20 protein-coding genes and 4 pseudogenes are annotated in these 25,851 nt (G+C 66.7%); 10 read left to right on the top strand and 14 right to left on the bottom strand.

What is annotated here, in order from left to right; genetic code table 11:
* Nucleotides 1-109: 109 nt before the first annotated feature.
* From L2X98_RS19965 to L2X98_RS03675, 3 genes and pseudogenes are all read right to left on the bottom strand, one after another.
* Nucleotides 110-1,315 (bottom strand): annotated as a pseudogene (locus L2X98_RS19965) (CDP-glycerol glycerophosphotransferase family protein); the annotation flags it as partial.
* A gap of 271 nt (nt 1,316-1,586) precedes the next feature.
* Entirely contained in the window at nt 1,587-2,129 is a 543-nt protein-coding gene (locus L2X98_RS03670) for a glycosyltransferase family 2 protein (RefSeq protein WP_259612354.1), read from the bottom strand.
* A gap of 13 nt (nt 2,130-2,142) precedes the next feature.
* Nucleotides 2,143-3,981 (bottom strand): DUF4012 domain-containing protein, encoded by a 1,839-nt coding sequence (locus tag L2X98_RS03675; RefSeq protein WP_259612355.1) that lies wholly within the window; start codon nt 3,979-3,981, stop codon nt 2,143-2,145.
* 233 nt (nt 3,982-4,214) lie between these two features.
* Here L2X98_RS03675 and L2X98_RS03680 point away from each other — a divergent pair, with 233 nt between their 5' ends.
* Genes L2X98_RS03680 through L2X98_RS03690 form a run of 3 tightly spaced genes read left to right on the top strand, consistent with a single transcriptional unit; the run spans nt 4,215 to nt 6,495 of the window.
* Nucleotides 4,215-5,612, top strand: coding sequence for a CDP-glycerol glycerophosphotransferase family protein (locus tag L2X98_RS03680; protein WP_259612356.1), 1,398 nt, complete (start codon nt 4,215-4,217; stop codon nt 5,610-5,612).
* Complete coding sequence (locus L2X98_RS03685) at nt 5,567-6,004, top strand: CDP-glycerol glycerophosphotransferase family protein (protein WP_259612357.1); 438 nt, start codon at nt 5,567-5,569, stop codon at nt 6,002-6,004. Before L2X98_RS03680 ends, L2X98_RS03685 begins: the two co-directional genes overlap by 46 nt.
* Entirely contained in the window at nt 5,926-6,495 is a 570-nt protein-coding gene (locus L2X98_RS03690; protein ID WP_259613180.1) for a CDP-glycerol glycerophosphotransferase family protein, read from the top strand. The genes L2X98_RS03685 and L2X98_RS03690 overlap by 79 nt, the downstream gene beginning before the upstream one ends.
* Here the strand turns inward: L2X98_RS03690 and L2X98_RS03695 are convergent.
* Nucleotides 6,446-7,882, bottom strand: coding sequence for a glycosyltransferase family 2 protein (locus L2X98_RS03695; protein WP_259612358.1), 1,437 nt, complete (start codon nt 7,880-7,882; stop codon nt 6,446-6,448). The genes L2X98_RS03690 and L2X98_RS03695 overlap by 50 nt on opposite strands.
* 142 nt (nt 7,883-8,024) lie before the next feature.
* Here L2X98_RS03695 and L2X98_RS03700 point away from each other — a divergent pair, with 142 nt between their 5' ends.
* From L2X98_RS03700 to L2X98_RS03715, 4 genes are all read left to right on the top strand, one after another.
* Nucleotides 8,025-9,536, top strand: a complete 1,512-nt coding sequence (locus tag L2X98_RS03700; RefSeq protein WP_259612359.1) for a bifunctional cytidylyltransferase/SDR family oxidoreductase — start codon at nt 8,025-8,027, stop codon at nt 9,534-9,536.
* Entirely contained in the window at nt 9,511-11,007 is a 1,497-nt protein-coding gene (locus tag L2X98_RS03705) for a glycosyltransferase family A protein (protein WP_259612360.1), read from the top strand. Before L2X98_RS03700 ends, L2X98_RS03705 begins: the two co-directional genes overlap by 26 nt.
* On the top strand, nt 10,952-11,860 hold the full coding sequence (locus tag L2X98_RS03710) for a CDP-glycerol glycerophosphotransferase family protein (RefSeq protein WP_259612361.1): 909 nt from the start codon (nt 10,952-10,954) through the stop codon (nt 11,858-11,860). Before L2X98_RS03705 ends, L2X98_RS03710 begins: the two co-directional genes overlap by 56 nt.
* 451 nt (nt 11,861-12,311) lie before the next feature.
* A complete protein-coding gene (locus tag L2X98_RS03715) occupies nt 12,312-13,922 on the top strand; it encodes a glycosyltransferase family 61 protein (RefSeq protein WP_259612362.1) in 1,611 nt (536 codons plus the stop codon).
* A gap of 17 nt (nt 13,923-13,939) precedes the next feature.
* Here L2X98_RS03715 and L2X98_RS03720 read toward each other — a convergent pair whose 3' ends face one another.
* The 5 genes and pseudogenes from L2X98_RS03720 to L2X98_RS19970 all read right to left on the bottom strand — a co-directional run.
* The gene (locus tag L2X98_RS03720) at nt 13,940-15,154 is read right to left on the bottom strand and encodes a CDP-glycerol glycerophosphotransferase family protein (protein ID WP_259612363.1); all 1,215 of its coding nucleotides are present in this window, start codon (nt 15,152-15,154) and stop codon (nt 13,940-13,942) included.
* Between the two features lie 561 nt (nt 15,155-15,715).
* Nucleotides 15,716-16,594 (bottom strand): glycosyltransferase, encoded by an 879-nt coding sequence (locus L2X98_RS03725; RefSeq protein ID WP_259612364.1) that lies wholly within the window; start codon nt 16,592-16,594, stop codon nt 15,716-15,718.
* A 137-nt stretch (nt 16,595-16,731) separates the two neighbouring features.
* Nucleotides 16,732-17,475, bottom strand: coding sequence for an SGNH hydrolase domain-containing protein (locus tag L2X98_RS03730; RefSeq protein WP_354002994.1), 744 nt, complete (start codon nt 17,473-17,475; stop codon nt 16,732-16,734).
* Nucleotides 17,394-18,077, bottom strand: a complete 684-nt coding sequence (locus L2X98_RS03735) for an acyltransferase family protein (RefSeq protein WP_259612365.1) — start codon at nt 18,075-18,077, stop codon at nt 17,394-17,396. The genes L2X98_RS03730 and L2X98_RS03735 overlap by 82 nt, the downstream gene beginning before the upstream one ends.
* A gap of 67 nt (nt 18,078-18,144) precedes the next feature.
* Nucleotides 18,145-18,837: pseudogene (locus L2X98_RS19970) on the bottom strand (acyltransferase family protein); the annotation flags it as partial.
* 131 nt (nt 18,838-18,968) lie between these two features.
* Here L2X98_RS19970 and rfbA point away from each other — a divergent pair.
* The 3 genes and pseudogenes from rfbA (at nt 18,969) to L2X98_RS03750 (ending at nt 22,436) form a co-directional block, all read left to right on the top strand.
* Nucleotides 18,969-19,839, top strand: a pseudogene (rfbA, locus tag L2X98_RS03740) (glucose-1-phosphate thymidylyltransferase RfbA).
* Nucleotides 19,836-20,835 (top strand): annotated as a pseudogene (rfbB, locus tag L2X98_RS03745) (dTDP-glucose 4,6-dehydratase). Before rfbA ends, rfbB begins: the two co-directional pseudogenes overlap by 4 nt.
* Before the next feature lie 191 nt (nt 20,836-21,026).
* Nucleotides 21,027-22,436 carry a bifunctional dTDP-4-dehydrorhamnose 3,5-epimerase family protein/NAD(P)-dependent oxidoreductase gene (locus L2X98_RS03750; protein WP_259612366.1) on the top strand — a complete coding sequence of 470 codons (1,410 nt, stop codon included), beginning with the start codon at nt 21,027-21,029 and terminating at the stop codon, nt 22,434-22,436.
* Between the two features lie 36 nt (nt 22,437-22,472).
* Here L2X98_RS03750 and L2X98_RS03755 read toward each other — a convergent pair whose 3' ends face one another.
* The 5 genes from L2X98_RS03755 to L2X98_RS03775 form a co-directional block, all read right to left on the bottom strand.
* Nucleotides 22,473-23,282, bottom strand: coding sequence for a tyrosine-protein phosphatase (locus tag L2X98_RS03755; RefSeq protein ID WP_259612367.1), 810 nt, complete (start codon nt 23,280-23,282; stop codon nt 22,473-22,475).
* Between the two features lie 19 nt (nt 23,283-23,301).
* Nucleotides 23,302-23,580, bottom strand: a complete 279-nt coding sequence (locus L2X98_RS03760) for a hypothetical protein (protein WP_259612368.1) — start codon at nt 23,578-23,580, stop codon at nt 23,302-23,304.
* The gene (locus L2X98_RS03765; protein WP_259612369.1) at nt 23,577-24,086 is read right to left on the bottom strand and encodes an LbetaH domain-containing protein; all 510 of its coding nucleotides are present in this window, start codon (nt 24,084-24,086) and stop codon (nt 23,577-23,579) included. Before L2X98_RS03765 ends, L2X98_RS03760 begins: the two co-directional genes overlap by 4 nt.
* Before the next feature lie 76 nt (nt 24,087-24,162).
* Nucleotides 24,163-24,909: an ABC transporter ATP-binding protein gene (locus L2X98_RS03770; protein WP_259612370.1), complete on the bottom strand. Its 747-nt coding sequence runs from the start codon at nt 24,907-24,909 to the stop codon at nt 24,163-24,165.
* Nucleotides 24,909-25,784: an ABC transporter permease gene (locus L2X98_RS03775; RefSeq protein ID WP_259612371.1), complete on the bottom strand. Its 876-nt coding sequence runs from the start codon at nt 25,782-25,784 to the stop codon at nt 24,909-24,911. Before L2X98_RS03775 ends, L2X98_RS03770 begins: the two co-directional genes overlap by 1 nt.
* Between the last annotated feature and the right edge of the window lie 67 nt (nt 25,785-25,851).

The following is a 25,851-nucleotide window of genomic DNA, read 5'->3' on the forward strand; positions in this document are numbered from 1 at the left end:
TCGTACCCCTGTTCGGCGAGCTCGGCGATCTCGGGGCGGCGCAGGAGCTCCCCCAGCTGCGCGCATAGCGCGATTGCGAGAACGCCGCGATCTGCGCGCGGTCGGCCGAGGTCTTCCCCATGTCGCCGACCAGGTAGTCGCGCCAGGTGGGCATGATCAAGACTTTCGAGGCTCGACCTCCGTCGCGTCGCTGCGCCAGCTTGAGCAGGGCGTCGTGGCGCGGGAGCCCGGTGAGGCGCACCTCCTTCGTGCCGAATTTGAACGGCGACGGTCCCACGATGTAGTCGTATTCCGCCCGGGTGGACGTCACGAAGACGTCGATCCTCTTCCGGTTCAGCCATTCCGAGATGTCGCCCTTGATGACTCCGTGCTGAAGGAAGGTGAAGACATACCTGCCGCGCATCCTCCGCGGGAGCGCGTCGGTGATGAATCGGTCGGCATGGCTCGATGCCAAGTGGTCCGCGTGCGCCATCAGGCTGAAGAATTCCGGCTCGCCGTATCCGACCAGCCGGGCGCCCTGGCGGGACATTCGCTCCCAGTCAGGCGTGCCCCGTCGCACCACGAACCACGCGTTGATCTCGGGATGGTTCTCCCGCACCCACCAGTAGAGGTCCTCGCCGCTGTCGTTGGCATCGACATCGCGGTCGATGAACACCCACGCGTTCCGGAACTCCTGGGCGGAGCGGACCGAACGGGTGGCGAGCGTGCGCCGGACGATGGCGAGGCTTCGGCCCCGACGACGATTCAGCCCTCTGCCGATGCGAAGCACCTGTGCCTCGACGGCGTGCCCGAGCCGGTGTGCGCGCACGCGCCAGCCCCGGTCATCCGGGGCGAAGGGCGGCTTCCCACTCCCTGCCGGCGATTGGGGATAATGATCGACGCCATCGAGCGCGATCCGCACGCGCGCTTCGGCCGGCAGCCAGATGGTCCGCTGCCAGACGATCGTCCGCCCCACGTACTCCAGCCCCTGCGTCTTCGCGAATCGCGGCTCCACGACCGCTTCACCGACGAAGACCCGCTCGGTCGGAGCATCCTCACCATGACGATAGACGACCGCGCGCAGACCGCGCCGCTCATCTCGCGGACCCGCGAGCAGCTGACCGTGGGTGATCTCGCCCTTCTTGATGAGGAGGGCGTCGCGCATCCATGCCTCGACGGACATGATCGAGAACTCGCGGATGCTCTCGGCATCGATGTGGGTCAGATACGCCGAGACGAGGTCATCGAGATCGCGATACATCTGCTCGGGAAAGCGCGTGTGACGAGCCTCCCCCTTCTGAGACGACCGCAGGATCCAGAACTGGTCGTACAGCATGAGGTTCTGCGCCCAACGCGGAACGCGACCATGCTGCTCGATTGCGGCGGCGATGAGCCGAGGGAACCCGTGTCGGAGATGATCGACGTACTTGCGGGGGTCGCCGCGGTTGGCCTGCACGGTCGAGGAGTGGTCGGCCCGCTGCCGATAGAGGTAATGCGCACGCGGGACGAAGAGCACGGTCGGGTCCGTGGTCCGCAGCAGATACTCGGCGACGAATGCGGCGTCTTCGAACCGGAGGCGGAGCTCTTCCGGAAACCGGATGCCAAGTTCAGCGACGGCCCGGCGGCGGATGAGGGCCGACGTCACGTGCGGCTGAATCCAGTTCGGCTCTTCGTCGAGATGCCGCAAGCGTCGGACCCTGATGGAACCGTGCCGCCAGAGCGTGGCTGTCATGCCCGATCCCCCTCCCGTACCAGAGGAGGATTCGGGCGGAGACGATGTCGACGTCGTCGTCGCCATGGCGCGCGAGGGCCTTCTCGCATTCCTCGAGGTACCGAGGACGGAGCACGTCATCCGGGTCGGGGAAGGTCAGCCAGTCGCCGGTCGCCAGCTCGAGGCCCCGATTCCGTGCGGCAGCCTGACCGGCGTTCGACTGAGAGAGGAACGTGACGTTCTGCGGATGCTCGGCGGCGAACGCCCGGGCGATGCGGGCCGTCGCACCATCATCCGTGGACCCGTCGTCGATCAGGACGACCTGCAGCCGGTGGAACCCGATCGTCTGCCGTTCCAGCGATTCCAGGAACTCCGGCAGGTAGGCCGCCACGTTGAACAGGGGCGTGACGATGGAGTACACGTCAGTGTGGGCCGACACAGGCATCAGTCTGTCAGGACTGCGGCGACGAGAGAGTCCGTCGCAGGTCTTCGCCACGGTGACCGGTGTGGTCGTCACCGTCGGGGTGTACCGCACCGACAGCGGCCCGAGGTCGCCCTTGGGCAGTGTGCTGGTGAACGAGACGGTCTTCGTCTCGCCGCTCGGGACGAAGACGCGGATGCTCTGGGCGTTGCGCCCGTCCTCGACGCCGCTGCGCATGTCGGCGTAGGAGTCGCCGAACTGCGGATCGACCGCGGTGATCTTCGAGCCGGTCGGCGCGAAGTAGATGATGTCCTGGATGAACGTGTTCTTCAGGCAGCCCGTAGCGCTTGTTCCGGATGCCGAGCTGGTACTTGGTCATCCCCTCGAGCGGTGCGCTGTTCGCGATCCTCATCGAGGTGGTGATCGTACGGTCCGCGGCGCTGCAGGTCACATTGACCTTCGTCTTCATGAAGTACTCGAGCTTGCTGTAGGCCGCGTCGTTGACGAAGATCCCGACCTCGGTCGTCTTCTTGTTGGTCGTCGCCATCGCACCGTCCAGGCCCAGCTCGACCGCCATCGCCTGCTCGTCCTTGCGCGGGAACCAGACGCGCAGGCGCTGCTCCTTCACCGATGTCTCCAGCTGGGTGAGCATCTTCATCACGTCCCACTTGCCCGACGCCACCTTGTTGAACACGCGGGCGGCCACGTCGGCGAAGAAGGCGTCCTGGACGGCGTTCACCGGGTAGCGGCTGTACGCGTCGTAGAGCAGGGCTTCGACCACGTTGCCCGAGGTCAGCTTGCGTCCATCGGCCGTCTCGATCGGTCCGGTCACCTTGAGCATGTGCGAGAGCACGACCGGGTCGACCGAGATCACACCGTCGAGGTGCTCGCCGTTGGTGTTGAACCACAGGTTGTCGAAGGCCTGGGCAGTCGTCGGGAAGTTCGGCGTGCGGGTGAAGTTGCCGAACCCCATGAAGGTGTCGGGCTCGTAGAGGGCCAGGGTCTCGGGGGGCAGGTCGACCACCTGCTGGTTGCGCGGGAAGCTGTAGGTGCCGGTCTGCTTCGCGAGCTTGACGCTGCCGTTGTCGACGTTGACGATCGCTGTCGCCGCCGGCAACCCGCCGCCGCTTCGCGACTCGGCGTTGTTCTGGAAGATCAGCATGTACGTGCGCTTCTCATCCGCACCGGCGATCTTCAACAGCGTCGGCAGATAGTGCTGGACGTTCTTCAACGCCGGACCCGCCTGGTCCATGACGTCGAACAGCGAGCCGACGGCACTGTCCACGAACGGCAGGAGCTTGGAGCGGTCGACACTCTTCAGCTCGCTCTGAGCCTGGGTGAACGCGGTGGTGATGGCCGGCAGCGAGTCTGCGGCTTCGCTGATCGGGGCGAGGTTGATTCCGCCGCCCTTGACTGAGATCTTGTCCAATTGCAGCGTGCTCAGCAGCTTCACGCCCGCGGGCATCGCGCCTTCGGCGAGCACGTGGGTCGCCTCGGTCGCCTTGCGCACCGCATCGACGTTCTGGCCGACGAGCGGGATGCCGGCGGCCACCTCCCACAGCGGCCCCTTCACCGTGGAGTCGGCTCGACGGGTGAGCGTGAGCACCTCGTCGCCGGCGGCGGCGATCTTGGCCGAGTCGCCGCTCTTCATGTACTTCGTGATCGACGAGATCTCGGACTTGGCCGACATCAGGTCGTCCTTCACCGAGATCGCCTGCACGGCGAACACCGCCGTGACGGCACCCAGGGCGACGACGACCCCGCCGACCACCGAGGTGGTGATCCAGGGCCAGCGGCGGCGTCGCCGCGGTGCCGCGTGGGAACCGGCACGATCCACGCGGTAGCGTCCAGATGAAGGAGTCTTGGGCACCTGACGAGATTACCGGTAGCTCACTGTGACCAGGCCGAGAGCCACGCCCGTCCTCTTCACCCCATAGCGCGGTCACATAGAATCAGGCACTCCTGCACGCAACCGGGAAGGGGTGAGATGCCGAGCCTGCGCAACATGCTGCGTCGCAGCGCTTCCTCCAGAAGTGGCGCTGGGCACCGTATTTCCTCGCCTACCACCTGTTCACCCGCCTCGCTCGGGTCAAGCCCGACCGGGTGGTGTTCCTCTCCGACTCGCGCTCCGACTACTCCGGCAACATCGGATCGCTCCGCGACGAGATCATGCGACAGAACCCCGAGGCCGAGATCATCGGGATCTTCAAGCGGAACCTGCGTGCGCGCCGGTCGATCCGCGACACCCTGCGCCTGCCTTGGGTGACCGCGACAGCGCAGACGATCGTCCTCGACGACTTCTACCCGCTGATCTACCCGTTCCGGATTCGAGCCGAGTCGCGTCTGCTGCAGGTCTGGCACGCCGCAGGCGCGTTCAAGCGCGTCGGCCACAGCCGGGCGGGCCTGCCCGGGGGGCCGATCCCCGGGTCGATCATCCACCGCAACTACACGGACGCCACGGTCAGCAGCGAAGGAGTCCGCGGGAACTACGCCGAAGCGTATGGAATCGACGTCTCGAGGGTGAAGCCCTTGGGCGTCCCCCGCACCGACGTGTTCTTCGATGATGCGACGGTCGCCGAGGCGAATCGGGAGGTGCGGGCTCGGTATGGGATCGGTGAGCACACGCGCATCGCCCTGTACGCACCGACGTTCCGCGGGAACGGGCAGCTGACCGCGACCTTCGACTACGACGGCATCGACTGGGACGCCCTGGCCGGCGGCCTCGGCGACGAGTGGGTCGTGATGGTCAAGATGCACCCGTTCGTCGCGCCGCTGACCGTCGCCCGCCCGGGCGTCACCGGCATCATCGACGTCACCGGCGATCGCGAGATCACCCAGCTGCTGATGGCGGCCGACGTGCTGGTCACCGATTACTCGTCGACGATCTTCGAGTACGCGCTCCTGCGCCGGCCGATCGTCTTCTTCTGCCCCGACCTGGAGCAGTACACGTCCGACCGCGATTTCTACTACCCGCTCACCGACTATGTGACCGGCCCGCTGGTGACCGACACCGCTCGGCTCGCAGACGCGATCAGGACTGTGCGGCACGGGGAGACGCAGGAGCGCTTCGTCGACTTCTTCATGGGAGCGTGCGACGGTCACTCTTCGGAGCGGATCACCCGCGAGCTCATCCTGACTCCGCGCGACGCCGGACGCCCCGAGGCCGCCGCCCCGGGCGGCAGCGCCGTCGAGCCCACCCGGGCATCCGGGTCGATGGGCCTGCGGCTCCTGGTCGCCCACGCCGCACGGATCGGGCTGAACATCGCCTACGCACCGCTGCGCGTGCTGCCGCGCCGCCGCAAGGTCGTGATGATCAGCCGCGAGCACGAGACGGTGCCGAACGACTTCGTCGATCTCACCGCAGCGATCCGGCGCGCCGACCCGAGCGTGCGCGTGGTGACGCTCGTGCGCATGGTCCCCCGGGGTACCTCGCCAAGATCGGCTACTCGTTCCACATGCTGGCGCAGCTCTATCATGTCGCCACCTCTCGGGCGCTCGTGATCGACACGTACGCGATGGTCGCGAGCCTGCTGCGGCACGGCCCGGGACTCACCGTCGTGCAGATCTGGCACGCACTCGGTGCGTTCAAGAAGTTCGGCCTCAGCATCCTGGATCACGAAGAGGGTCGCGATCGTCGGCTGGCGCAGGCCATGCGGATGCACCAGGGGTACGACGTCGTGCTCGCGAGCGGACCGGAGTGCCGCCCCGCGTTCGCCGATGCGTTCGGGACGAGCATCGACAACGTCACGGTCGCGCCGCTGCCCGGGTCGATCGGCTGCTCGACCCGGAGCGCTCCAACGCCACCCGTGCCCGCATCCACGACGTTCATCCGCACCTGCGCACTGCCCGCGTGGCGGTCTTCGCGCCGACCTTCCGGCTCGACGGCACAGTGATCGTGGATGCCGCGGCGCTCACTGCGGCGCTGGCGGAGATCGGCGTCCACCTGGTGGTGAAGGTCCACCCGCTCATGCCGGTGGATTTCGGCCCGGCTGTGGATACGGCGCCCGGCTTCTCGACGCAGGAGCTGCTGCAGGTGGCGGACCTGTTCATCACCGACTATTCATCGGCGCTGTACGAGGCGGCCGTGCTCGGCGTCCCCTGCTACTTCCTCGCGCCTGATCTGGACGAGTACATCGCGTCGCGGGACTTCTACCTCGACTACCGTCGGGATCTGCCCGGACCGATCGTCCGCGACATCCCTGCTCTGGCGGCGGCGATCGACGCCGGCACAGGAACTCGGGAAGCAACCCAGGCGTTCGCGGGCCGGTGGGTCCAGGTCTCGGCTGTGGCGAAGACGACAAAGACCCCGTGCGCCGACGCCATCGCCGGGCTGATCATCGACGCAGTAGACGCCGGATCAGCCGCACCGCGCGGTGGCGCGTGAGCTGCGCTTCCCAGACCAGACGCCGCCAAAGTGATCCCCCGGGCCCGGCACCGGCTTCCACACCCGGACCTCGCCGGCGCGGGCCGGCACGGCCCGGCGGAGCTGACCGAACTGTCGACGACGATGGCGGTCCTGCTTGCGCACCGGTGTCGCCGGATGTGCGCTCCACGATCGATCGATACTCCGCATCGGCGAACGCCCAGCGGGCTGCCGGCGCAGACGCCTCCCAACGGTGGAGCAGCCGCTGTCCGAAATAGTCAGGAGTGCTGACCACCGGCTCGACGACGAGGATCTCGTCGTGCGGACCGTGCAGTTCCACTGCTGCCGGGTCGGCGACCGGGATCGTCACCACGTCCCGGCTGTCGCGATAGGCGCCCACCCAGGCCGGAATCGACCGGCCCGCGAGACGCTGCAGCAGCAGGCGAGACTCCATCGGCAGCGCGGTCGCGTCGTACTCGAAGAGGCGCTGCTCGGTCACGTGGCGCGCACAGGCGGCGAGCGCGTCGAGAGCCGCCGCGCGTCCCGCGTCATCGAGCACGGCCGCGTACCCCTCGCTGGTCAGCTGAGGCGGCAGGATCCATTGGCATTCGTAGAGGAACATCGACTGGAGCCATCCGGGCACGGCCCCGCGGGCGGCGGCGCGTTCCAGGATCCCGCGATAGCCGTCGCGGAAGCGCTCGATGTACGTGTCCGGGTCGCTCCGGAACCGGTCGACCGCCGAGTCACCACTGGCCCGCTTGCGATAGACGTATCGCGCATCCGCCACCAGCCCGAGCACCGGATCGGGGATGTCGAGGAGGAACTCGGCGACGAACAGCGCGTCCTCGGACGCGTGCAGTCCCGAGCGGAACAGTAGGCCGCGATCGAGAATATCCCGCCGCCGGAAGAAGGCCGAGGCCACGTTCAGTTGGAAGAAGTCGGGGTTCGTCGCCATCGGCACGCCGCGATCGCCCGCCATGAAGCGGAACTTCAGCGCGTGCACATCGCGGATCTTGGGATCGGGCTCGCGGAGCCGCACCAGGCGGGTGGATGCGATCGTGACCCGCTCGCCGTGCCGCGCGAGGAAACGCGAGACACGCCGGAAGAAGTCGGGGGCGACGTAGTCGTCGGAGTCGGGGAACGTCACCCATTCGCCGCGAGCCGCGCGAAGGCCGGCGTTGCGCGCGGCGCTGACGCCGGCGTTGTCCTGGCGGATCACGCGACCGTCGATCCCCGATCGCTCGAGCCACTCCTGCGCCATGGCTCCGGACCTGTCGGGAGATCCATCGTCGACGAAGATCACCTCGAGCCGATACCCGCCGGGCTTCTGCGCAGACAGACTCCCGAGCAGATCGGGCAGGTACTTCTCCACGCGGTACAGAGGGATGACTGCGCTCAACAGGATCATGGCTCATCGATCCTATGCGTGACAGCCCTCGCGGCGCCGCCGTCTCCGTGAACGGTCCCAGCGGGTGAACCGTAGGATATGGGCGGACGCCGCATACGGCGGCGCATCCTGAAGACCCATGAATCCCACGAGGTATCGACACGTGAGTGACAGCACCCGCACGGTGGCAGTCGTCCTGGCCGGCGGCATCGGCGTCCGCGTCGGCCTCGGCATTCCGAAGCAGCTCATCCGCATCGCGGGCAAGGCGATCGTCGAGCACACGCTCGAAGCGGTGCAGGCCAGCGACGACGTTGACGAGATCATCGTGATGATGAACCCCGGAGCGATCGCCGAGCTCGATCATCTGAAGGACGACGCGAGGTTCCCGAAGCTCACGCGCATCCTGCCGGGCGGGGCGACGCGCAACGACACCACCGAACTCGCGATCGCGGCCCTGGACGGCGACGATCTGAAGGTGCTGTTCCACGATGCGGTGCGTCCGTTCATCGACAGCCGCATCATCCATGACTGTGTGACCGCGCTCGACCGCTACGACGCGGTCGACACCGCCATCCCCTCGGCAGACACCATCATCGAGGTCGACGGGAACGGTCTGGTCTCGGGCATCCCCGCCCGCTCGATGCTCCGTCGCGGGCAGACCCCGCAGGCCTTTCGTCTGCGCACCATCCGCGAGGCCTACGCGATCGCCCGTCGCGATCCGGACTTCCACGCGACCGACGACTGCGGGGTCGTCTTCACGTACCTTCCCGACGTGCCGATCTTCGTCGTCGAAGGCACAGCCGAGAACATGAAGGTCACCGAGCCCATCGACGTCCACATCGCAGACAAGCTCTTCCAGCTGCAGTCCGCGAGCCTATCCCTCGAGGAAATGGGCACCCTTCCCGATCTTTCCGGAAAGGGCGTCGTCGTGTTCGGCGGAAGCTACGGGATCGGTGCCAGCATCGTCCGACTCGCGCAGGAGGCGGGTGCGCGTGTCGTCGAGTTCAGCCGTTCGACGACCGGGACGGATGTCACCTCAGCCAAGCATGTGCGGAAGGCGCTGGCGAAGGCCGCCGATGAGCTGGGCCGAATCGACGCCGTTGTGATCACCGCGGGGGTGCTCCAGATCGCGCCGTTGATCGATACGAAGAAGAGCGATCTCAAGAGGACGATCCAGACGAACCTCACCGCTCCCGCGCTGGTGTGTCGCGAGGCGTACCGATACCTGGCGCAGACGCAGGGTCAGGTGATCCTGTTCACGTCGAGTTCGTACACCCGGGGACGCGCGAACTACAGCACGTACTCGGCGACCAAGGCCGGTGTCGTCAACCTCACCCAGGCGCTCTCCGAGGAATGGGCCGACAGCGGCGTACGGATCAACTGCATCAACCCCCAGCGCACGGCAACGCCGATGCGCACGGCCGCGTTCGGAGACGAGCCGAGCGGGACGCTGCCTCGACCCCGACGAAGTGGCACGGGTGACCACCCACGTGATCGGCGCGGACCTGACCGGTCAGGTCGTGACCGTCGAGGTCGCCGCCATGGCATCGCTCCGAGATCCGATATGACCGATTCGATCGTCCGGTTCAGCGTCGTCGTTCCGCTGTACCGGTCGGCGCGATACCTGCCCGATCTGCTGCGCGCGTTCGATGCGCAAGCGCCGCGGGCGATATGAACTCGAGTTCATCTTCGTGGATGACGGCTCGCCGGATGACTCCGCTCAGATCGCGGAACGCTGGCTCGACGCCGCTGCCCGCTCCGGAAGGGTCATCCGCAAGGCGAACGGCGGCGTGAGCTCGGCACGGAACGCCGGCATCGCCGTGGCCGCCGGCGATTGGATCGCGCTGCCCGACGGCGACGACTTCGTGGGTGACCGCTATTTCGCCGCGACCGCCGACGCGCTCCTGGCACCGGATTCGAAGGATGCTGTCATCGCCGCGGCGAACGTCAAATGGTTCTCCGAGGCCGCGGGGCGCGCCACGGACACGCACGCGTTGAAGTTCAAGTTCGCCGATGGCACTCGTGTCATCGACCTCGACCGCGAACCGCAGGCGGTGCAGTCGCAGGCGGCGTCGGCGTTCTTCCGACGCGACATGCTCCAACGGGACGACGTGCGGTTCATCGAATCGCTGAGCATCGCCGAGGACGCGCTCTTCGTCGCGGAATACCTTCTCGCCGCCCCGTCGCGCCGTGTCCTGATGGTCTCCGACGCAGAGTACTTCTACCGGAAGCGGACCGCCGCCGATTCCGCCGTCGACAACAGCGGCCACAATCCCGACTTCAACTTCGGCCGATTCGAACGGGGATACCTCCCGCTCTTCGAACGAGCAGAGTCCGACGGCAATGTCCCTGCCTGGCTCGACATGATGTTCCTCTACGACGTGAGATGGTTCCTCCCGCGCGAGAACGACATCAGCAAGAAGGCCACGTGGATGTCGGACGCTGACCGGGAGCGCGTCCTGGCCGCCCTCGCCGCCGTGCTCGCGCACGTCGCGGATTCGAGCATCCACTCGTACAACGTCACCAGCCTCGGTGTCGACCACCGCTGCCTTCTGCTCGCGCTCAAGGGATCGCCGCTGCCCGCAGAGGGCATCGCGAAGGTGGTGACCGATGATCATCGTGGCGTCGAGATCAGATACCTGTTCGCCCGAGCGCTGCCTGTCGAGCGTTTCGCGCACGACGGGCGACCGGTGGAGCCCGTGGTATCGAAGACCCGTCGGCTCGACGTCTTCGGGCAGACACTCGTGCGGGAGCGCATCCTGTGGTTCGCTCCCCGCTCCGTCGTCACCGTACAGCTCGATGACCACGCCGTCGCCCTGGAATCGTCCGTGTACCAGGCACGCGGACTGCGTCCGCGCCCGCGCCAGCGCCGGGCATCGTCGGCGACGAGGGCGCAAGCCGCGCGGTTCCTCCGCCGCGTGGCAGGGCGCGCTCGTGCCGAGCTGGCTTGCGCTGGTGCCCGGGTCGTTCCGATCCAGTCCGCGGGTGCGGGGACGCGGCGACGGGATGCGCGCCCGCCGTTGGACCAGGATGCGGCGACTCCTCGGGATGAACAGGAAGTACTCCGACGCCTGGGTCCTCATGGATCGGGTGAGCGCGGCGGGCGACAGCGCGGAGTACCTCTACCGTCACCTGCGTCGGCATGAGCCGGCCATCAACGCATGGTTCGTCGTGGCCGAGGACAGCGCCGATTGGAATCGCCTGAAGCGAGAGGGATTCCGCCTGATCGCATACGGGTCAGGGGAGCATCGCGCTGTCCTCGCTGAAGCTCTCGTCGTGCTCTCCACACATCTCGACGTGGAGGTGTCTGACCCCGTTCCCGAACGCCACTACCCGGGCAGATCCCGACCGTGGCGATACGTCTACCTCGAGCACGGCGTCCTGCAGCATGATCTCTCCATCTGGTTCAACCGCAAGCGGATCGACCTCATCACCACTGCGAGTGTGGACGAGCAGAACTCGATCATCGAGGACGGTTCGTCCTATGTCCTCACCGGGATGCAGGCGAAGCTGACCGGATTCCCCCGCCACGACGAGGTCGCACGGCTCGTGGCCGCCGCCGACCCCGCTGAACGCAACATCATCCTGCTCGCTCCAACCTGGCGACACCGCCTTCTCGGGCCGAAGGCGGTCGGCGGCGGGCGCACATTGAGGGAGCCCTTCGAGCGCTCGGAGTTCGGACAGAACTGGCTCGCGCTGGTGAACGACCCCCGACTCGCCGCATTGGCGCAGGCGGCCGGGGCGAGGATCGCCTTCCTCCCGCATCCGAACTTCCGATCGCAGATCGACGCCGATCTGGTTGCACCGCATGTCGACCTGATCACCGTGGTCCACGACGTGCACGAACTCCTGACGCGTTGCCGGGTCGTGGTGACCGACTACTCTTCGATCTTCTTCGAGGCTGCGACTCGCCGGGGCGGATGTCGCGTACTTCCAATTCGACCGGGACGACTTCCTCCATGGCGGCCACACCTACGTTCCCGGGTACTGGTCCTATGAAGACCACGGCTTCGGACCGGTCGCCACCTCGGTCCCGGATGCCGTCGAGATCGTGAGAAGGCAGCTGGACGACCTCGGGTATCTCGCCGAGCGTGACCTCTACCGGGCACGTGTCGAGCGCACTCTCCCGCTCGTCGATGGGCAGTCGTGCAGACGCATCACGCATCAGGTGAGAGATCTGCTCAGCTGACGAGGGGCCGGTCGGGGCCGGTTGTCCCTAGGATGACGATATGAATCGCCGGACCGTGCCCGCGCTGCCATGCCTGCCGCCTGCGGCGACCGGTCTCCATCGCCCTGACGCCGGGCAGAGGACAGGGGCGTGACGGCACGCGGCGCTGCGCGCCGCGCCCTGGGGTACCTCCTCTGGCAGTGGCGACGGCGCCCGTCGACGGCGTCCGCCGCAGATCGCATCCGCGGTCTTCTGCCGCCCGCTGCCGGCCGGGTCCGCCGGGTGGTCGTGGTCGCCGATCGCCCCTCACGCTGGCGGGTCCAACGTTGGCTTCGCACGTTCTTCACCGACGACGTCACCGTGTACGCAACCGGTTTCGTGCCGAGCCGCACCCGTCAACCCGGGGTGCACGTCCACCGGATGGCATCGCCCGACTCCATCGCGGCTTCGATGCGTGACGCGCCGCCACCGGACATCATCATCGATGCGCGCCGCCCGGCCGACGAGGGGCAGTCGGTCGCGCTCTGGCGCGCCGTGTACCCGCATCTTGCCGCGAACGGCTTGTACGTCCACCATCGTCCCGGCGCCCAAGCCCGGGATGGCGTGTCCGGCTGGGCCGGCGTGGTCGAGGGGCGCCTGCCGTCCCAACCGACGACCGGACCGCTGGCAGACGACCTCATCTCCGCGACCTCACATGTCGAAGGGATCGACTCCTACGCGGTGCACACGAAGGCGAGAGCCCACTATCTGAAGGTGCCGGAGCGGCGGATCGCCTCTCTTGCCACGCGCACGCCACGCCTGTCCATCGACCTGATCGATACGCGGCCGGGCGCCCATGTCACCGCAAAAGCCGCGGTGCGCACGAACACGCCGAATCCTTCCGTCGAGAATCTGCACACCGAGTTGGACACCCCCGAGATCACGATGCGCCACTATCGCGGACGCATCCGTGTGCTCAGCCACATGGCATGGGTGCACGATCAGACGCTCCTGCCGCCGTCGTTCCGATTTCCGACCGAGGCGATTCCCGGCACCGTGCTCGCCCCCGATGTCACGCCCGACTTCGTATCGATCCCGGCGAGATTCGATGGTCCGGTCCCCCTTCTCCGCGGCCCGATCTACGACCTGACCACGGCCTACCACGGGCACTTCGGCCATTTCATCACCGAGGTTCCGGCCAAGCTGTGGGGGTGGGATGAGGCCAAGAGACGTCTTCCCGACCTCCGGGCGATCGTCCGCATACCGCCGGGCTATCAGCCCACGTATGAGCGGGAACTGCTGCTCGCGTACGGGCTTGACGACCACGACGTGGTCTGGCAGCCGGCTCCCGCCGAAGTGGATTCGCTCGTCGCCTGCACTGTCCTGTGGCAGAACCACGAGCCGTTCTGGTTCCATCCGATGATCCGCGACGTGTGGGCGCGCCTCCGGAAGGGGCTCGTCGATGCGGACCGGACCGGAGTCGGCCGAAAGCTGTTCGTGTCCCGTCGCCCCGGCATGGTGCACCGCGACTGCCGGAATGCGCCGGCCGTGGAGGAGCTCTTCCGTGAGCACGGCTTCGAAGTGGTCTTCCCCGAAGACCACACGCTCCATACCCAGGCCGAGCTCTTCGCGGATGCCCGCGTGGTGGCGGGATTCGGCGGTTCGGCGATGTTCAACGTGCTCTTCGCAGAGAAGCTGCAGGCGATGATCGTCCTGAATCACGAGGCCTATGCGGCCCGGAATGAGCAGCTCTACGCCATGGGCCTCGGCGCTGAACTCCACTATTTCTGGAGCGCACCGGACCGTGTTCAAGCCGGCAGGACATTCGATCCGCGGGCGTTCCATTCGGCATGGGAATTCGACTTCGAGCGGAACGGGGCCGCGCTGCGCGAGACGCTTCGCTCCCTCGGGTGACTCTCGCGCCGGACGTGTCAGCCGGCGACGTCCACCGTCCAGGAGTCGTTGGGCGCCGCCGTGAGCCGCTCTTCGGCCGGGCGCACGCGTCGCGCCTCGAGCATCGCTTCGAACACCCGCCGACAGTTCTGTCCGTCGCGCACGGGGAATGTCAGCCGCATGCGCTCGGCGTAGACGCCGTCCAGCGTCCCCGACAACGCGTCGTCCACCGCGGCCACCGCTGCGTCGGCCTCCGTCGTCACGGGCCCGAATCCGTCGCGTTCGTAGTCGAAGTACGCCGGGCGTTCGGTGTGGCTGGTGAAGTACTCGTCACGATCGAACTGGAAGTACACGATCGGTCGCTGGATGTACGCCATGTTGAACGCCGTCGAGGAGTAGTCGGTGACGAGCACGCGAGCGCGCACGATCATCTCGCGCACATCGACGTCGTCGTAGGACACCACCCGCACGTCCGCGGGAAGATCGAAGCGATCCAGGTAGGCGTGCATGTTCGGGTGGGGCATGAAGACGACCTGCGAACCGGTCCTGCGGGCGGCCTCCGCCAGGCGCGGTGAGCGGAAGAAAGCCGCGAGCTGCTGGGCGTAGGGCGTGTCGGCGAAGCCGTCCACTGCCCCGCGTCCGCGCGAGGAGCCGACCATGCCGGTGACGAGGTAGTCGCGCCAGGTCGGCATGACGAGGACCATGTCGCGCTCCTCGTCCGGAACGGCGGCGTCCTGTCGGAGGAGGGCATCGAACCGCGGAAGCCCGGCCAGTCGCGTCTCCTTCGCGCCATATCGGAAGGCGGAGCGTCCCACGATGTAGTCGTACTCGCCCTGGGTGGAGGTGATGAACGTCGAGATCGGCTTCGGGTTCAACCAGTCGGAGATGTCACCTTTGATCACGCCGTGCTGAAGGAAGGTGAAGGTCCAGGCGTACCGCCCCAGCCGCTTCGGAATCGGATTCGTGATGAACCGGTCGGCGTGACTCGATGCCACGTGCTCGGCCGAGAGCAGCAGCCGCGCGAACTCGGGTGACCCGTAGTCGACCAGCCGCACACCCTCTGCTTCGAGGCGCGCCCAATCGGCAGAGTCCCTCCGGATCGCGAACCACGAATTGATCTCCGGATGGTTCTGTGCCACCCACTTGTAGAGGATCTCCGCGCTGTCGTTCGCGTCGACATCCCGATCGATGAAGACCCATGCCCGCGAGAACTTCTCCGGAACGAGGGGCATCGCCCCCCAGGCCGTGCGCACGCGGCCGAGGGCCTCCCGGGACGAACCCGCCGGATCATCACGGCGCCCGCTTCGCGCACGGTCAGCCCGGCACGCCGTCGAAGCCTGCGATAGGTCGAGAGCCCGGACGCCGACGGAACGGACTTCCGGGTGGCGCCGGCGATCCGCTCCGCGATGACCTCTGGGGTCGCCGGAGCGAAGCCTGCGGGCTTCTGTCGAACGAGGATCGGCACCTCTACGCCGTCCAGTGAGAGCACCAGGTGGGGCGTGATCGTGGTCCAGATCGTCCGCTGATAGACGATGGGACGCCCCGCGAACTCGAGAGCCCAGTCCTTGGTGTAGCGGGGCGCGTGGCGCTCCCCATCGACGAGAAGCTGCTCGTCGTGCGGCTCATCGCCGCGATAACGGTAGTTGAGTGCGATGAGACCGCGCGTCGGATCGATGCGTCCGAGGTGAACCGTCCCGTGCCCGCCGCCGCGCTTGATGAGGATGAGGGCGTCCTTCATCCAATCCGAGACCGCCATCGCGTTGAAGCCTCGGATGAGATCCTCATCGAGATGGCGAGTGATCTCGGGGAGCAGTTCATCGAGCTCGCGATACATGCTCTCCGGGAACCGGGCGCGGCGCACCACGCCGCCCTGCGACGCACGGAAGAGCCAGAGCAGGTCGTAGATGATGAGCATCTGCGCCCAGGCCGGGAGCGCGCCGTCGGCCTGCCGCCACGACATCGAGATAGCCATGGCGAATGGTGTCGGTGTATTTCGCCGGATTCGTCGCGCTGCTCTGCACGAGTGACGATGCGTCCGCCCGCTGGCGGTAGAAGTAGTCGGCGTGCGCAGCGAGGGCGACGCGCGGCCGGTCGAAGCCGAGCAGGTAACGGGAGACGAAATTTCCGTCTTCGAAACGCAGCCGCAGGTTCTCACGGAACCGCAGGCCACGGCCTTCGATGATGTCGCGGCGGAAGAACCCCGTGGTGACGTGGGCCTGGATCGTGTCGGGCTCCACGTCCAGATCGACGATCCGCGTGCCGTCTTCGAAGCGGTCGGCGAGCGCATGGGTGTCACGTACAACGTCCGCGCCCTCCTCCACCTCGTGCCACATCTTGATCCGAGCGGTGACCATCGCGACCGGTTGAGGACGGTCGTCCGAGGTGAGCGCCGCGGCGTCTCGGAAATAGTGCTTCGAGACACGGTCATCAGGGTCCGGGAACGTCACCCACTCCCCCGTGGCGTGGTCGAGTCCGTGGTTGCGGGCGCTTGCCTGGCCGCCGTTCTCTTTGTGGAGGACGCGGACCGACTGCGGGTGCCGGTGAGCGAACTCCGCCGCCACCGCGGCCGTGTCATCCGTCGATCCGTCATCGACGAGGATGATCTCGAGTCCATCGATGCCGACGGACTGGCTCTCGAGTGACTCGAAGAAGTCAGGCAGGTAGGCCGCCACGTTGTACATCGGCGTGATCACTGAGAAGCGTGGTGCCTTGCCGTCACTGTCTCATTCGTCCTGTCGTCCGCCCATCACAGTCCCCACGGGCGATTGTCCAGTCTAAGGACGTCGTGCTTGTGGGAACGCTGTGGACTCCGACCGCGCGGCGCGAGCGGCTACTTTGCGCCGGACCTCGCCGCCATGACCGACAGCGCCGCCTTCTTGATGTCGGGGGTCAGCGATTTCGCGAACGTCGCCGACATGTGACCGCGATCGAAGTAGACGATCACGCCGCCGAGGACCGAGTAGCAGGTCTCTCCCGAGCAGATGCGATCGGTGAGGTCGAGCATCTTCACGTCGGGATTCGACATCCGGGCGGCCGCATCGGCGAGGGGGTCCTTCTGCTCACGCGCTCTGGTGCCGTCACAGGCCGAGAGGTCGTCGAGATGGGCCGCCACGCAATCCGGCACGTTCTTCAACTCGGTGGCGTAGGGCGTGTCGTGCAGCACAAGCGTCGGAGTGCCGGCGTCTGCCCATTTCGTCAGCACGCGGGTGTATGCGGCGCCGGCGGCCGTCCACGTCTGAGCGCGGGTCTTGCCCGGCATCTTCGCCCACGTCCGATTCGAAAAGACGACGAGGTCGTAGTGGTCCTTCGGGATCTCGTCGATGACCTTCTTGTTCCAGTCGAGGCAGTTCTGCGAGCGCTCGGGCGTTCCGAAGTCCACCATGACGTCGACCGTGTAGCACTCGGAGATGAGATAGGTCGTGATCGACCAGTTCTCGGTCTTGGCGATCTCCTCGAGTGCCGGCAGCCAGTGTCCGGCGTGCGAGTTGCCGATCAGCGCGACCTTCTTCGCTTTGGGGTCGCTTGCCCGTAGTGGCAGGTCTTCTGGTCGCTGAAGTCGCCGAGGATCCAGCAGTCGTCGGTGTACGGCTTCGGCTTGTCCTGTGCTGCGAAGACGGGCGTCGTCAGCAGCTTGTCACCGTGCGGCGAACACGACGTGGCGTTCACCAGAGCCCGCGAGCCGAAGCACGAGTCGGCGTCGTTGAGCGCGTGGTCGAGTTTCGACTGGGCGGCCGCCGCCTGTGCGCTGACGGTGCCGACGACCGCACCGCTGGCGAGGGCGATCACGATCATGCCGGTGAGGGCGAAGATGAAGGACCGTCGCAGCGGGACACCGAGCGGCTTGCGCCCCCGGAATCGGTCTTCGACGAAGATCTTGGTGAGCCACGCGAGCACGAAGGCCGCGATGATCGCCAGCACCTTGGTCGATCGGTGCAGATCGTGGCCGAGCACGTACGGCAGGAGCACCAGGGCGGGCCAGTGCCAGAGGTACATGCTGTACGAGACATCCCCCACCACCTGGACCGGCTGCCAGGACATCGCGCGCAGCGGCGAGAGTGGGCCGCGCTGGATCGCCGCGACCAACACCAGTGCCGTGCCGACCACCGGCAGCGCGGCGGTGTAGCTCGGGAACGGCAGCGCGCCGGTGTAGGTGAACGCCGCGATCGCGATGAACACCAGGCCCACGTAGGCGACGACCAGACGGGTGACGCCGTGCCCGTCCAGCCGCTCGCTGCACCCAGGGGAAGATGCAGGCGGCGAGGCCGCCGAGCCCGAGTTCCCAGGCGCGCGTCCACGAGACGAAATAGGCCGCCGCAGGATCGGTCGCCGTGATCCAGATCGATGCGATCAGCGACAGACCCACGATCACCGCGATTGCGATGCCGACGGCCTTCCGGTCGGCATCGCGCCGGCGCTTGCGGATGAACCAGATGGCGAACAGCACGACGATCGGCCAGACCAGGTAGAACTGCTCTTCGACCGACAGCGACCAGAAATGCTGAACCGGGCTCGGCGCGTCGTCGATGGCGAGATAGTCCACGGCCTGTCCGGCGAGGAACCAGTTCTCCACATACGCGGCGGCGGCGGCGACCTGCTTCGCGACGTTCGTCCAGACCGTCTGCGGGGCCCACATGACGGTCACCGCAAGGGTGACCACCAGCACGAGGAACGAGGCGGGCAGCAGCCGGCGGATGCGGCGGCCCCAGAAATCGGCGAGCTGACGGCCGTTCTGAGGGGGCTTGGAGACCAGATGGCTGGTGATGAGGAAGCCGGAGATCACGAAGAAGACGTCGACGCCGACGAAACCGCCGGGAACGCGGCCCGGGAAGAAGTGGTAGACCACCACGAGCAGCACGGCGAGAGCGCGCAGCGCCTGGATGTCGGCCCGCACGGGTGTCGGCGCCGAGGGGGCCCGCTTGCGCCTTCGTGGCCGCACGCGAGCTTCGACTCGCGGGCGCGACGAAGTCGGGCTTTTCAGAGACGGTCACCCATGGATCCTACGCGACCCACCCTGAATGACTCCGGAAGCATCGATGAGTCCCGGCCCACTCTGCCAAGATGGCTGATGTGAAGGGCATAATTCTCGCTGGGGGTTCGGGGACACGACTTCACCCGATCACCCTGGGCGTCTCGAAGCAGCTGATCCCGGTCTACGACAAGCCGATGGTCTACTACCCGCTGTCGACACTCATGCTCGCCGGCATCCGCGACATCCTCGTCATCACCACCCCGCACGATGCGCCGTTCTTCCAACGGCTGCTGGGTGATGGGTCGCAGTTCGGGGTCTCGCTGACCTTCGCCGAGCAGCCCTCACCCGACGGGCTGGCGCAGGCGTTCACGATCGGCGCCGACTTCATCGGCGACGAGAAGGTCGCCCTCGTGCTGGGCGACAACCTGCTTTATGGGCCGCGCCTCGGCCGGCAGCTCAAGCGATTCGCCGAGGTCGACGGCGGTGCCGTCTTCGCATACTGGGTGTCGCAGCCCGAGGCGTACGGCGTCGTCGAATTCGACGGCGACGGACGGGCGATCTCTCGAGGAGAAGCCCGCGCAGCCCAAGAGCAACTACGCCGTTCCCGGGCTCTACTTCTACGACAACGACGTGATCGAGATCGCCCGGGGCCTGAAGCCCAGCCCGCGCGGTGAGTATGAGATCACCGACGTGAACCGCGCATACCTCGAGCGGGACGCGCTGCAGGTCGAGGTTCTCCCCCGTGGCACCGCCTGGCTCGACACCGGCACGTTCGACCAGATGACCGACGCCGGCGACTACGTCCGCACGATGGAGCGCCGCACCGGCATGAAGATCGGGTGCCCCGAAGAGATCGCCTGGCGGCAGGGATTCCTGTCGGACATCCAGCTGCAGGACCGTGCCGAGAGTCTGGTGAAATCCGGCTACGGCTCGTACCTGCTCGACCTGCTCAAGAGAGGACGCTCATGAGCCGCCTGCTCGTCACGGGTGGGGCGGGGTTCATCGGATCGAACTTCGTGCACCACGTGATCGAGCACACCGACCATCACGTCACCGTGCTCGACAAGCTCACCTACGCCGGCAACCGCGCGTCGCTGGCCGGCCTGCCCGATGACCGGTTCGCTTTCGTGCAGGGCGACATCGCCGATGCCGCGCTGGTGGACGAACTCTTCGCGCAGACGGATGCGGTGGTCCACTACGCCGCGGAATCGCACAACGACAACTCCCTGCACGACCCGCGTCCGTTCCTCGACACGAACATCGTCGGCACGTACACCCTGCTCGAGGCCGCCCGTCGCCACGGCACGCGGCTCGCATCACATCTCCACCGACGAGGTCTACGGCGACCTCGCACTGGACGACCCAAACCGGTTCACCGAGCAGACCCCGTACAACCCGTCGTCGCCGTACTCGTCGACCAAGGCCGGCTCTGACCTGCTCGTACGCGCGTGGGTGCGCTCGTTCGGCGTGCAGGCGACGATCTCGAACTGCTCGAACAACTACGGCCCATACCAGCACGTCGAGAAGTTCATCCCCCGCCAGATCACGAACGTGATCCGCGGCATCCGGCCGAAGCTCTACGGCGCGGGCCTGAACGTGCGCGACTGGATCCATGCCGACGACCACTCGTCGGCGGTGCTGACGATCCTCGACAAGGGCCGCATCGGCGAGACCTACCTCATCGGCGCCGACGGCGAGAAGGACAACAAGGCGGTGATCGAGCTCATCCTCACCCAGATGGGACGGGATGCCGACGCCTACGACCATGTCACCGACCGAGCCGGGCACGACCTGCGCTACGCGATCGACTCCACCAAGCTGCGCGAAGAACTCGGCTGGCTCCCCCGATATCAGGACTTCGAGGCGGGTCTGGCCGCCACGATCGACTGGTACCGCGCGAACGAGGCGTGGTGGGCGCCCGCGAAGGACGCCACCGAGGCGTTCTACGCCTCGAAGGGGCAGTGATGATCGCGTCGACCGGCCCTTCGTCTCGCTTCGCTCGCTCAGGGACCTGGAACTCGCGATGACCGGCCCTTCGTCTCGCTTCGCTCGCTCAGGGACCTGGAGCCCGCGATGACCGGCCCTTCGTCTCGCTTCGCTCGCTCAGGGACCTGGCTGGTTCCTCGCTTCGCTCGCTCAGGGACCTGGAACTCACGATGACCGAATACGGCAAGCCGCTGCGCGCAACGCCCACGCCCATTCCAGGCCTCGTCGTCTGGGAGCTGCCGGTCCACGGCGACAGCCGCGGGTGGTTCAAGGAGAACTGGCAGCGCGAGAAGATGACGGCGGCCGGGCTGCCCGACTTCGGGCCGGTGCAGAACAACATCTCGTTCAACGACGCGGTGGGCACGACCCGCGGCATCCACGCCGAGCCGTGGGACAAGTGGGTGTCGCTGGCCACCGGCCGCATCTTCGGAGCCTGGGTCGACCTGCGCGAGGGCCCGACGTTCGGCGCGGTCTTCACCTGCGAACTCGACCCGTCACGGGCGATCTTCGTTCCGCGCGGCGTCGGCAATGCGTACCAGACCCTCGAGGCCGACACCGCCTACACCTACCTCGTCAACGACCACTGGTCGCCCGATGCGTCGTACACCTTCCTGAACCTGGCCGACGAGACGGCAGCGGTCGACTGGCCGATCCCGCTGGCCGACGCCGAGCTCTCGGCGAAGGATGCCGCGCACCCCGGCCTCGCCGAGGTCACCCCGGTGCCGCCGCGAAAGACGCTGGTCATCGGGGCGAGCGGCCAGCTCGGCCGCGCCCTCCACGCCGAGTTCGGCGATGCGGCACACGTCGAATACGCGACGCGCGCCGATCTCGACCTGTCGTCCCCCGACCTCACCACCGCCCGACGTTGGCGCGAGTACGACACGATCATCAACGCAGGCGCCTACACCGCCGTGGACGGCGCCGAGACGGCGTCAGGGCGCTCCGACGCGTGGGCCGCCAATGTCACCGGCGTGGCGGCGCTCGCGCAGATCGCGACCGACAACCAGTTGACCCTGGTCCACGTCTCCAGCGACTACGTGTTCGACGGGACGCTGAACCGGCCGTATCGCGAAGACGACGCCATCAGCCCGCTCGGCGTCTACGGGCAGACGAAGGCCGCCGGCGACGCGCTGGTCTCGACCGTGCGCCGGCACTACATCGTGCGGACCTCGTGGGTGATCGGCGAGGGCAAGAACTTCGTGCGCACCATGGCCTCACTCGCGGAGCGCGGCGTCGACCCGAAGGTCGTGGACGATCAGATCGGACGCCTGACCTTCACCGATGACCTGGCCCGCGGCATCCGCCATCTGCTCACTCGGCGAGCCGCCTACGGCACGTACAACCTCACCGGCGCCGGACAGCCCACCAGCTGGGCCGACGTCGCCCGACGGGTCTTCGAGCTCACCGGCCACGACCCCGCGCGGGTCACCGGAGTGTCGACGGAAGAGTACTTCGCGTCGGCGACTGCGCCGGTCGCGCCGCGGCCGCGCAACAGCCTGCTGGATCTGGAACGCATGGAACACACCGGTTTCGTCCCGGCGGAGGCCGACGAGCGCCTGCGTGCGTACCTCGGCACCTGAGCCCACCAGCACCTCGCCTGCCGCATCGGACCGAGGCTATGCGACCCGGAGCACCCGCCTCAGTTCGTCGATCTCGGCGTCGGTCAGGCCGCCGGTGCGGAGGTAGCCCGCGACATCGCCGTGCTCGGACTCGATCCAGTCCAGTGCCGTTTCGATCGCAGATGCCGGGGATTCGGTCGCCAGCGTCTTCAGCCGTGGCGTGAGGGGAACACCGAGAGTCGTGATCAGCGCGGTGAGCGTGTCTGCGAGACCGCCCGCCAGGTTCGTGCCGGTCTGCACATAGTCCGCGACGATGACATCGCGCGCCGCGCCGGCGACCAGCAGAAGCAGCGCCGCCGCCAGTCCGGTTCGATCCTTGCCCGCGGTGCAGTGGAACAGAACGCCGGGGCGATCGGTGCCCGACGCCGCCACGACCACGCGCCCGATCTCGGCGAACTGCGTCGCACTGCCGTCGAGGATCGCCACATACAGATCCTCGAGCGTGGGCACCTGATCCACGACCAGCGCGATCTGCTCCTCGGACAGTCCGACATCGTCGGTGGAGGGCATCAGCTTCTGCACCAGCTCGTCCATCGCGCCACCCTGCACGGGCAGCGAGACCAGTCGCACGCTGCCGTCGGCCGGCAACCGGTCAGCTGCCCGGGCCCGCTCGGCATCGGTGCGCAGATCGATGACCGTGCCGATCCGATGATCGGCAAGGGCCTGCTGGCCCCCATCCGTCAGACCGGAGAGGGCGTCTGCCCGATACAGGATCCCGGATGCCAGAGCGCCACCGTCTGCCGTCGGCAATCCGCCCAGTCCACGCGAGTTGTACGTCACCTGCAGAAACGAGGCGGAACCGGTCATCAGAGGCCCTTCATCGTGCTCACGAACACCGTCGGTTTCTGATGCGGATCCATTCGCGGCCCAGGCGCCGCCGAACCCGAGTTGCGAGCGTCCGCCGCTCGGGAGCGCCAGTCTCGAGCGTGAGGTTCCAGTACTTCGATTTCTTGACCGTCGAGGCATCCGGCTTGTAGAACGGTGCGTCCGCGCCGAGATGGATGCGCTCCCAGGCAACGTGCTTGCGGATCACTCGCGCGGGGGTCCCCACCGCGACGACATTGTTGGGGATCTTGCGTGTGACGATGCTTCCGGCGCCGATCACACTTCCCTCGCCGATCGAAGCTCCCCGAGGATCATCGCACCGAAGCCCACCCAGACGTGGTTGCCGATGCGGATGGTCCGTGCCCGATTGACGCGTTCGCCGCTGCGGACGTCGAAGATCGGATGACCGTCATCGGCCCGCACCTGGTTCTGGCTCGCGAACATCACGTCGTTGCCGATGATGACGGACACACCCTCGACGGCCGAGATCGTGATCCCGGACGTCGACGAGACGTTGTCGCCGATCTCAACCGTGGCATCCTCACCGACGCGAACACCACCTGAGAAGGGGCGCCGAACCGGATTGGCCCCGAGCACGAACGTGCCGTTGCTGCTGTTGAAGTCGACCTTCAGGCCCGGTGCGCTCGCCTTCGCATGAATCCTGGCCACATTGTTCTTGCCGCGGAAGGTGACCTTGATTGTGTCGGTGACCGGGCCGTCGTATTCGATGCGATTGCCCTCGTCATCTTCGTACGGGGCAAGGGAGACAGTGATCACGGGGTCCAAAATCGCTCTGGGGCAGTTGACAGCACCAGGCTATCGGACCGAAAGCAGGCACATAGGCGGAGACACGGCAACGAGCCTAGTTCTGCTCGAGGACCTGCAACGCGTCATCGATCGGGCCGTCGAAGATGACCGCACCCTTGCGGATGACGATCCCGCGGCTGCACAGCTCTTTGACCTGGCCCGCGCTGTGACTGACGATCATCATGGTGATGCCCTGCTCAGCCATCTCCTTCAGCTTCGCATTGCACTTGGCACGGAACGGGGCGTCACCGACGGCGAGCACTTCGTCCACCAGAAGCACGTCCAGCTCGACGTGGATCGCGACACTGAACGCCAGACGCATGAACATGCCCGAGGAGTAGTGCTTGACCTCTTGATCGATGAACTCGCCGATCTCGCTGAACGCGACGATCTCGTCGAAGCGCTCCTTGGTCTCCTTCTCGCTCATGCCGAGGATCGCCGCGTTCAGGAAGACGTTCTCACGTCCCGTGAGATCGGGATGGAAGCCCGCACCGACCTCGATCAGACCGGCGACGCGGCCTCGGGTGAGAACACGTCCTTCATCCGGACCCATCACCCCCGAGACCAGCTTCAATGTCGTGGACTTGCCCGAACCGTTCAGCCCCATCACAGCGACGGACTCGCCTTCGTCGATGCTGAACGTGACGTCCTTCAGCGCCTGGAACTGCTGTGCCCGGACGGGCTGATGCTTCACCCAGTTGATGAACGTCTCTTTGAAGGAGCGCGTGGAGCGCTTGTTGAACCATTTCGAGACATGCTCGAGAACGATGGCCGGCTGCTGTGTGGTGGTGTGCGCGCGCATCACAGATCCTGAGCGAACGTGCGCTCGAAGCGGCGGAAGACGAGCTGGCCGAGCGCGAGAGCGACGATGATGACGCCGATGGCTGCGGCGATGTTCCAGCCGAAGTCGGGCGGCCACCCGAATCGCGCGGTCTCGGGGACGATGGGCGACCACATCGCCTCATGGAACATCTCGACCGCGACGGTGATGGGGTTGCTCATGTAGATATCGAAGATCCAGGGGTAGTGGTGGGCGCGGTCATGCACCATCACCCAGGTGTACATGATGGGCGAGGCCCAGGTCGCGATGGTCCGGATGATCTCGATGAAGTTCTGCGCGTCTCGGAACCGGACGTTGATGGCGGAGAAGAGCAGTCCGACGCCCAGAACGAACAGGACCACGATGAGCAGACCGGCCAGAAGGAGACCGACAGAGGCGAAGGTCGGCACCCATCCGAACAGGATGCAGACGAGCAGAAGCACCGCGAGCTGCGGAAGGAAGTGGATGAACGAGCCGACAACGGCGGAGATCGGAAACAGCTCTCGGGGAAGATAGATCTTCCGGACGAGTGCCTTATTGTCCACGATCGCGCGGGTCGTGGCGCCGATCGCCTCGTTGAAGAGGTTGACGACGACGAGCCCGGAGAACAGGTAGATGGGGAAGGAGTCGATCCCCCGCTTGAACCCCATGATCTCGCCGACGACAAGGAAGTAGACGAGGAACTGGACGGTCGGTCGCACGTATGACCAGAGCCAGCCGAGCACGGAGTTGCGGTAGCGCAGCGAAGTCGTCTTGCTGATCAGCAGGCGCAGGAGGTAGCGGTACCGGAAGACATCCAGCAGGCCCCTGCCGCGCCCAGGCGTATCGAAGGCGCTCTTATCGAGAGTATTTGTCACGGGTGTGTGTCCTAGCGGCCGCGTGAGTCCGCTCCGGGCCATCCGCAATCCTAGTAGACGCGTGGCT

This window comes from Microbacterium elymi (assembly GCF_021582895.2).
GTDB classification, from domain to species: Bacteria; Actinomycetota; Actinomycetes; order Actinomycetales; family Microbacteriaceae; genus Microbacterium; species Microbacterium humicola.

Coding starts and splice junctions, on each gene's coding strand:
- L2X98_RS03750 (WP_259612366.1), top strand. CDS start 21,027: ATGACCGAATACGGCAAGCCGCTGCGCGCAACGCCCACGCCCATTCCA.
- L2X98_RS03770 (WP_259612370.1), bottom strand. CDS start 24,909: ATGCGCGCGCACACCACCACACAGCAGCCGGCCATCGTTCTCGAGCAT.
- L2X98_RS03685 (WP_259612357.1), top strand. CDS start 5,567: ATGCTGGCGCAGCTCTATCATGTCGCCACCTCTCGGGCGCTCGTGATC.
- L2X98_RS03755 (WP_259612367.1), bottom strand. CDS start 23,282: ATGACCGGTTCCGCCTCGTTTCTGCAGGTGACGTACAACTCGCGTGGA.
- L2X98_RS03695 (WP_259612358.1), bottom strand. CDS start 7,882: ATGATCCTGTTGAGCGCAGTCATCCCTCTGTACCGCGTGGAGAAGTAC.
- L2X98_RS03705 (WP_259612360.1), top strand. CDS start 9,511: ATGCGCAAGCGCCGCGGGCGATATGAACTCGAGTTCATCTTCGTGGAT.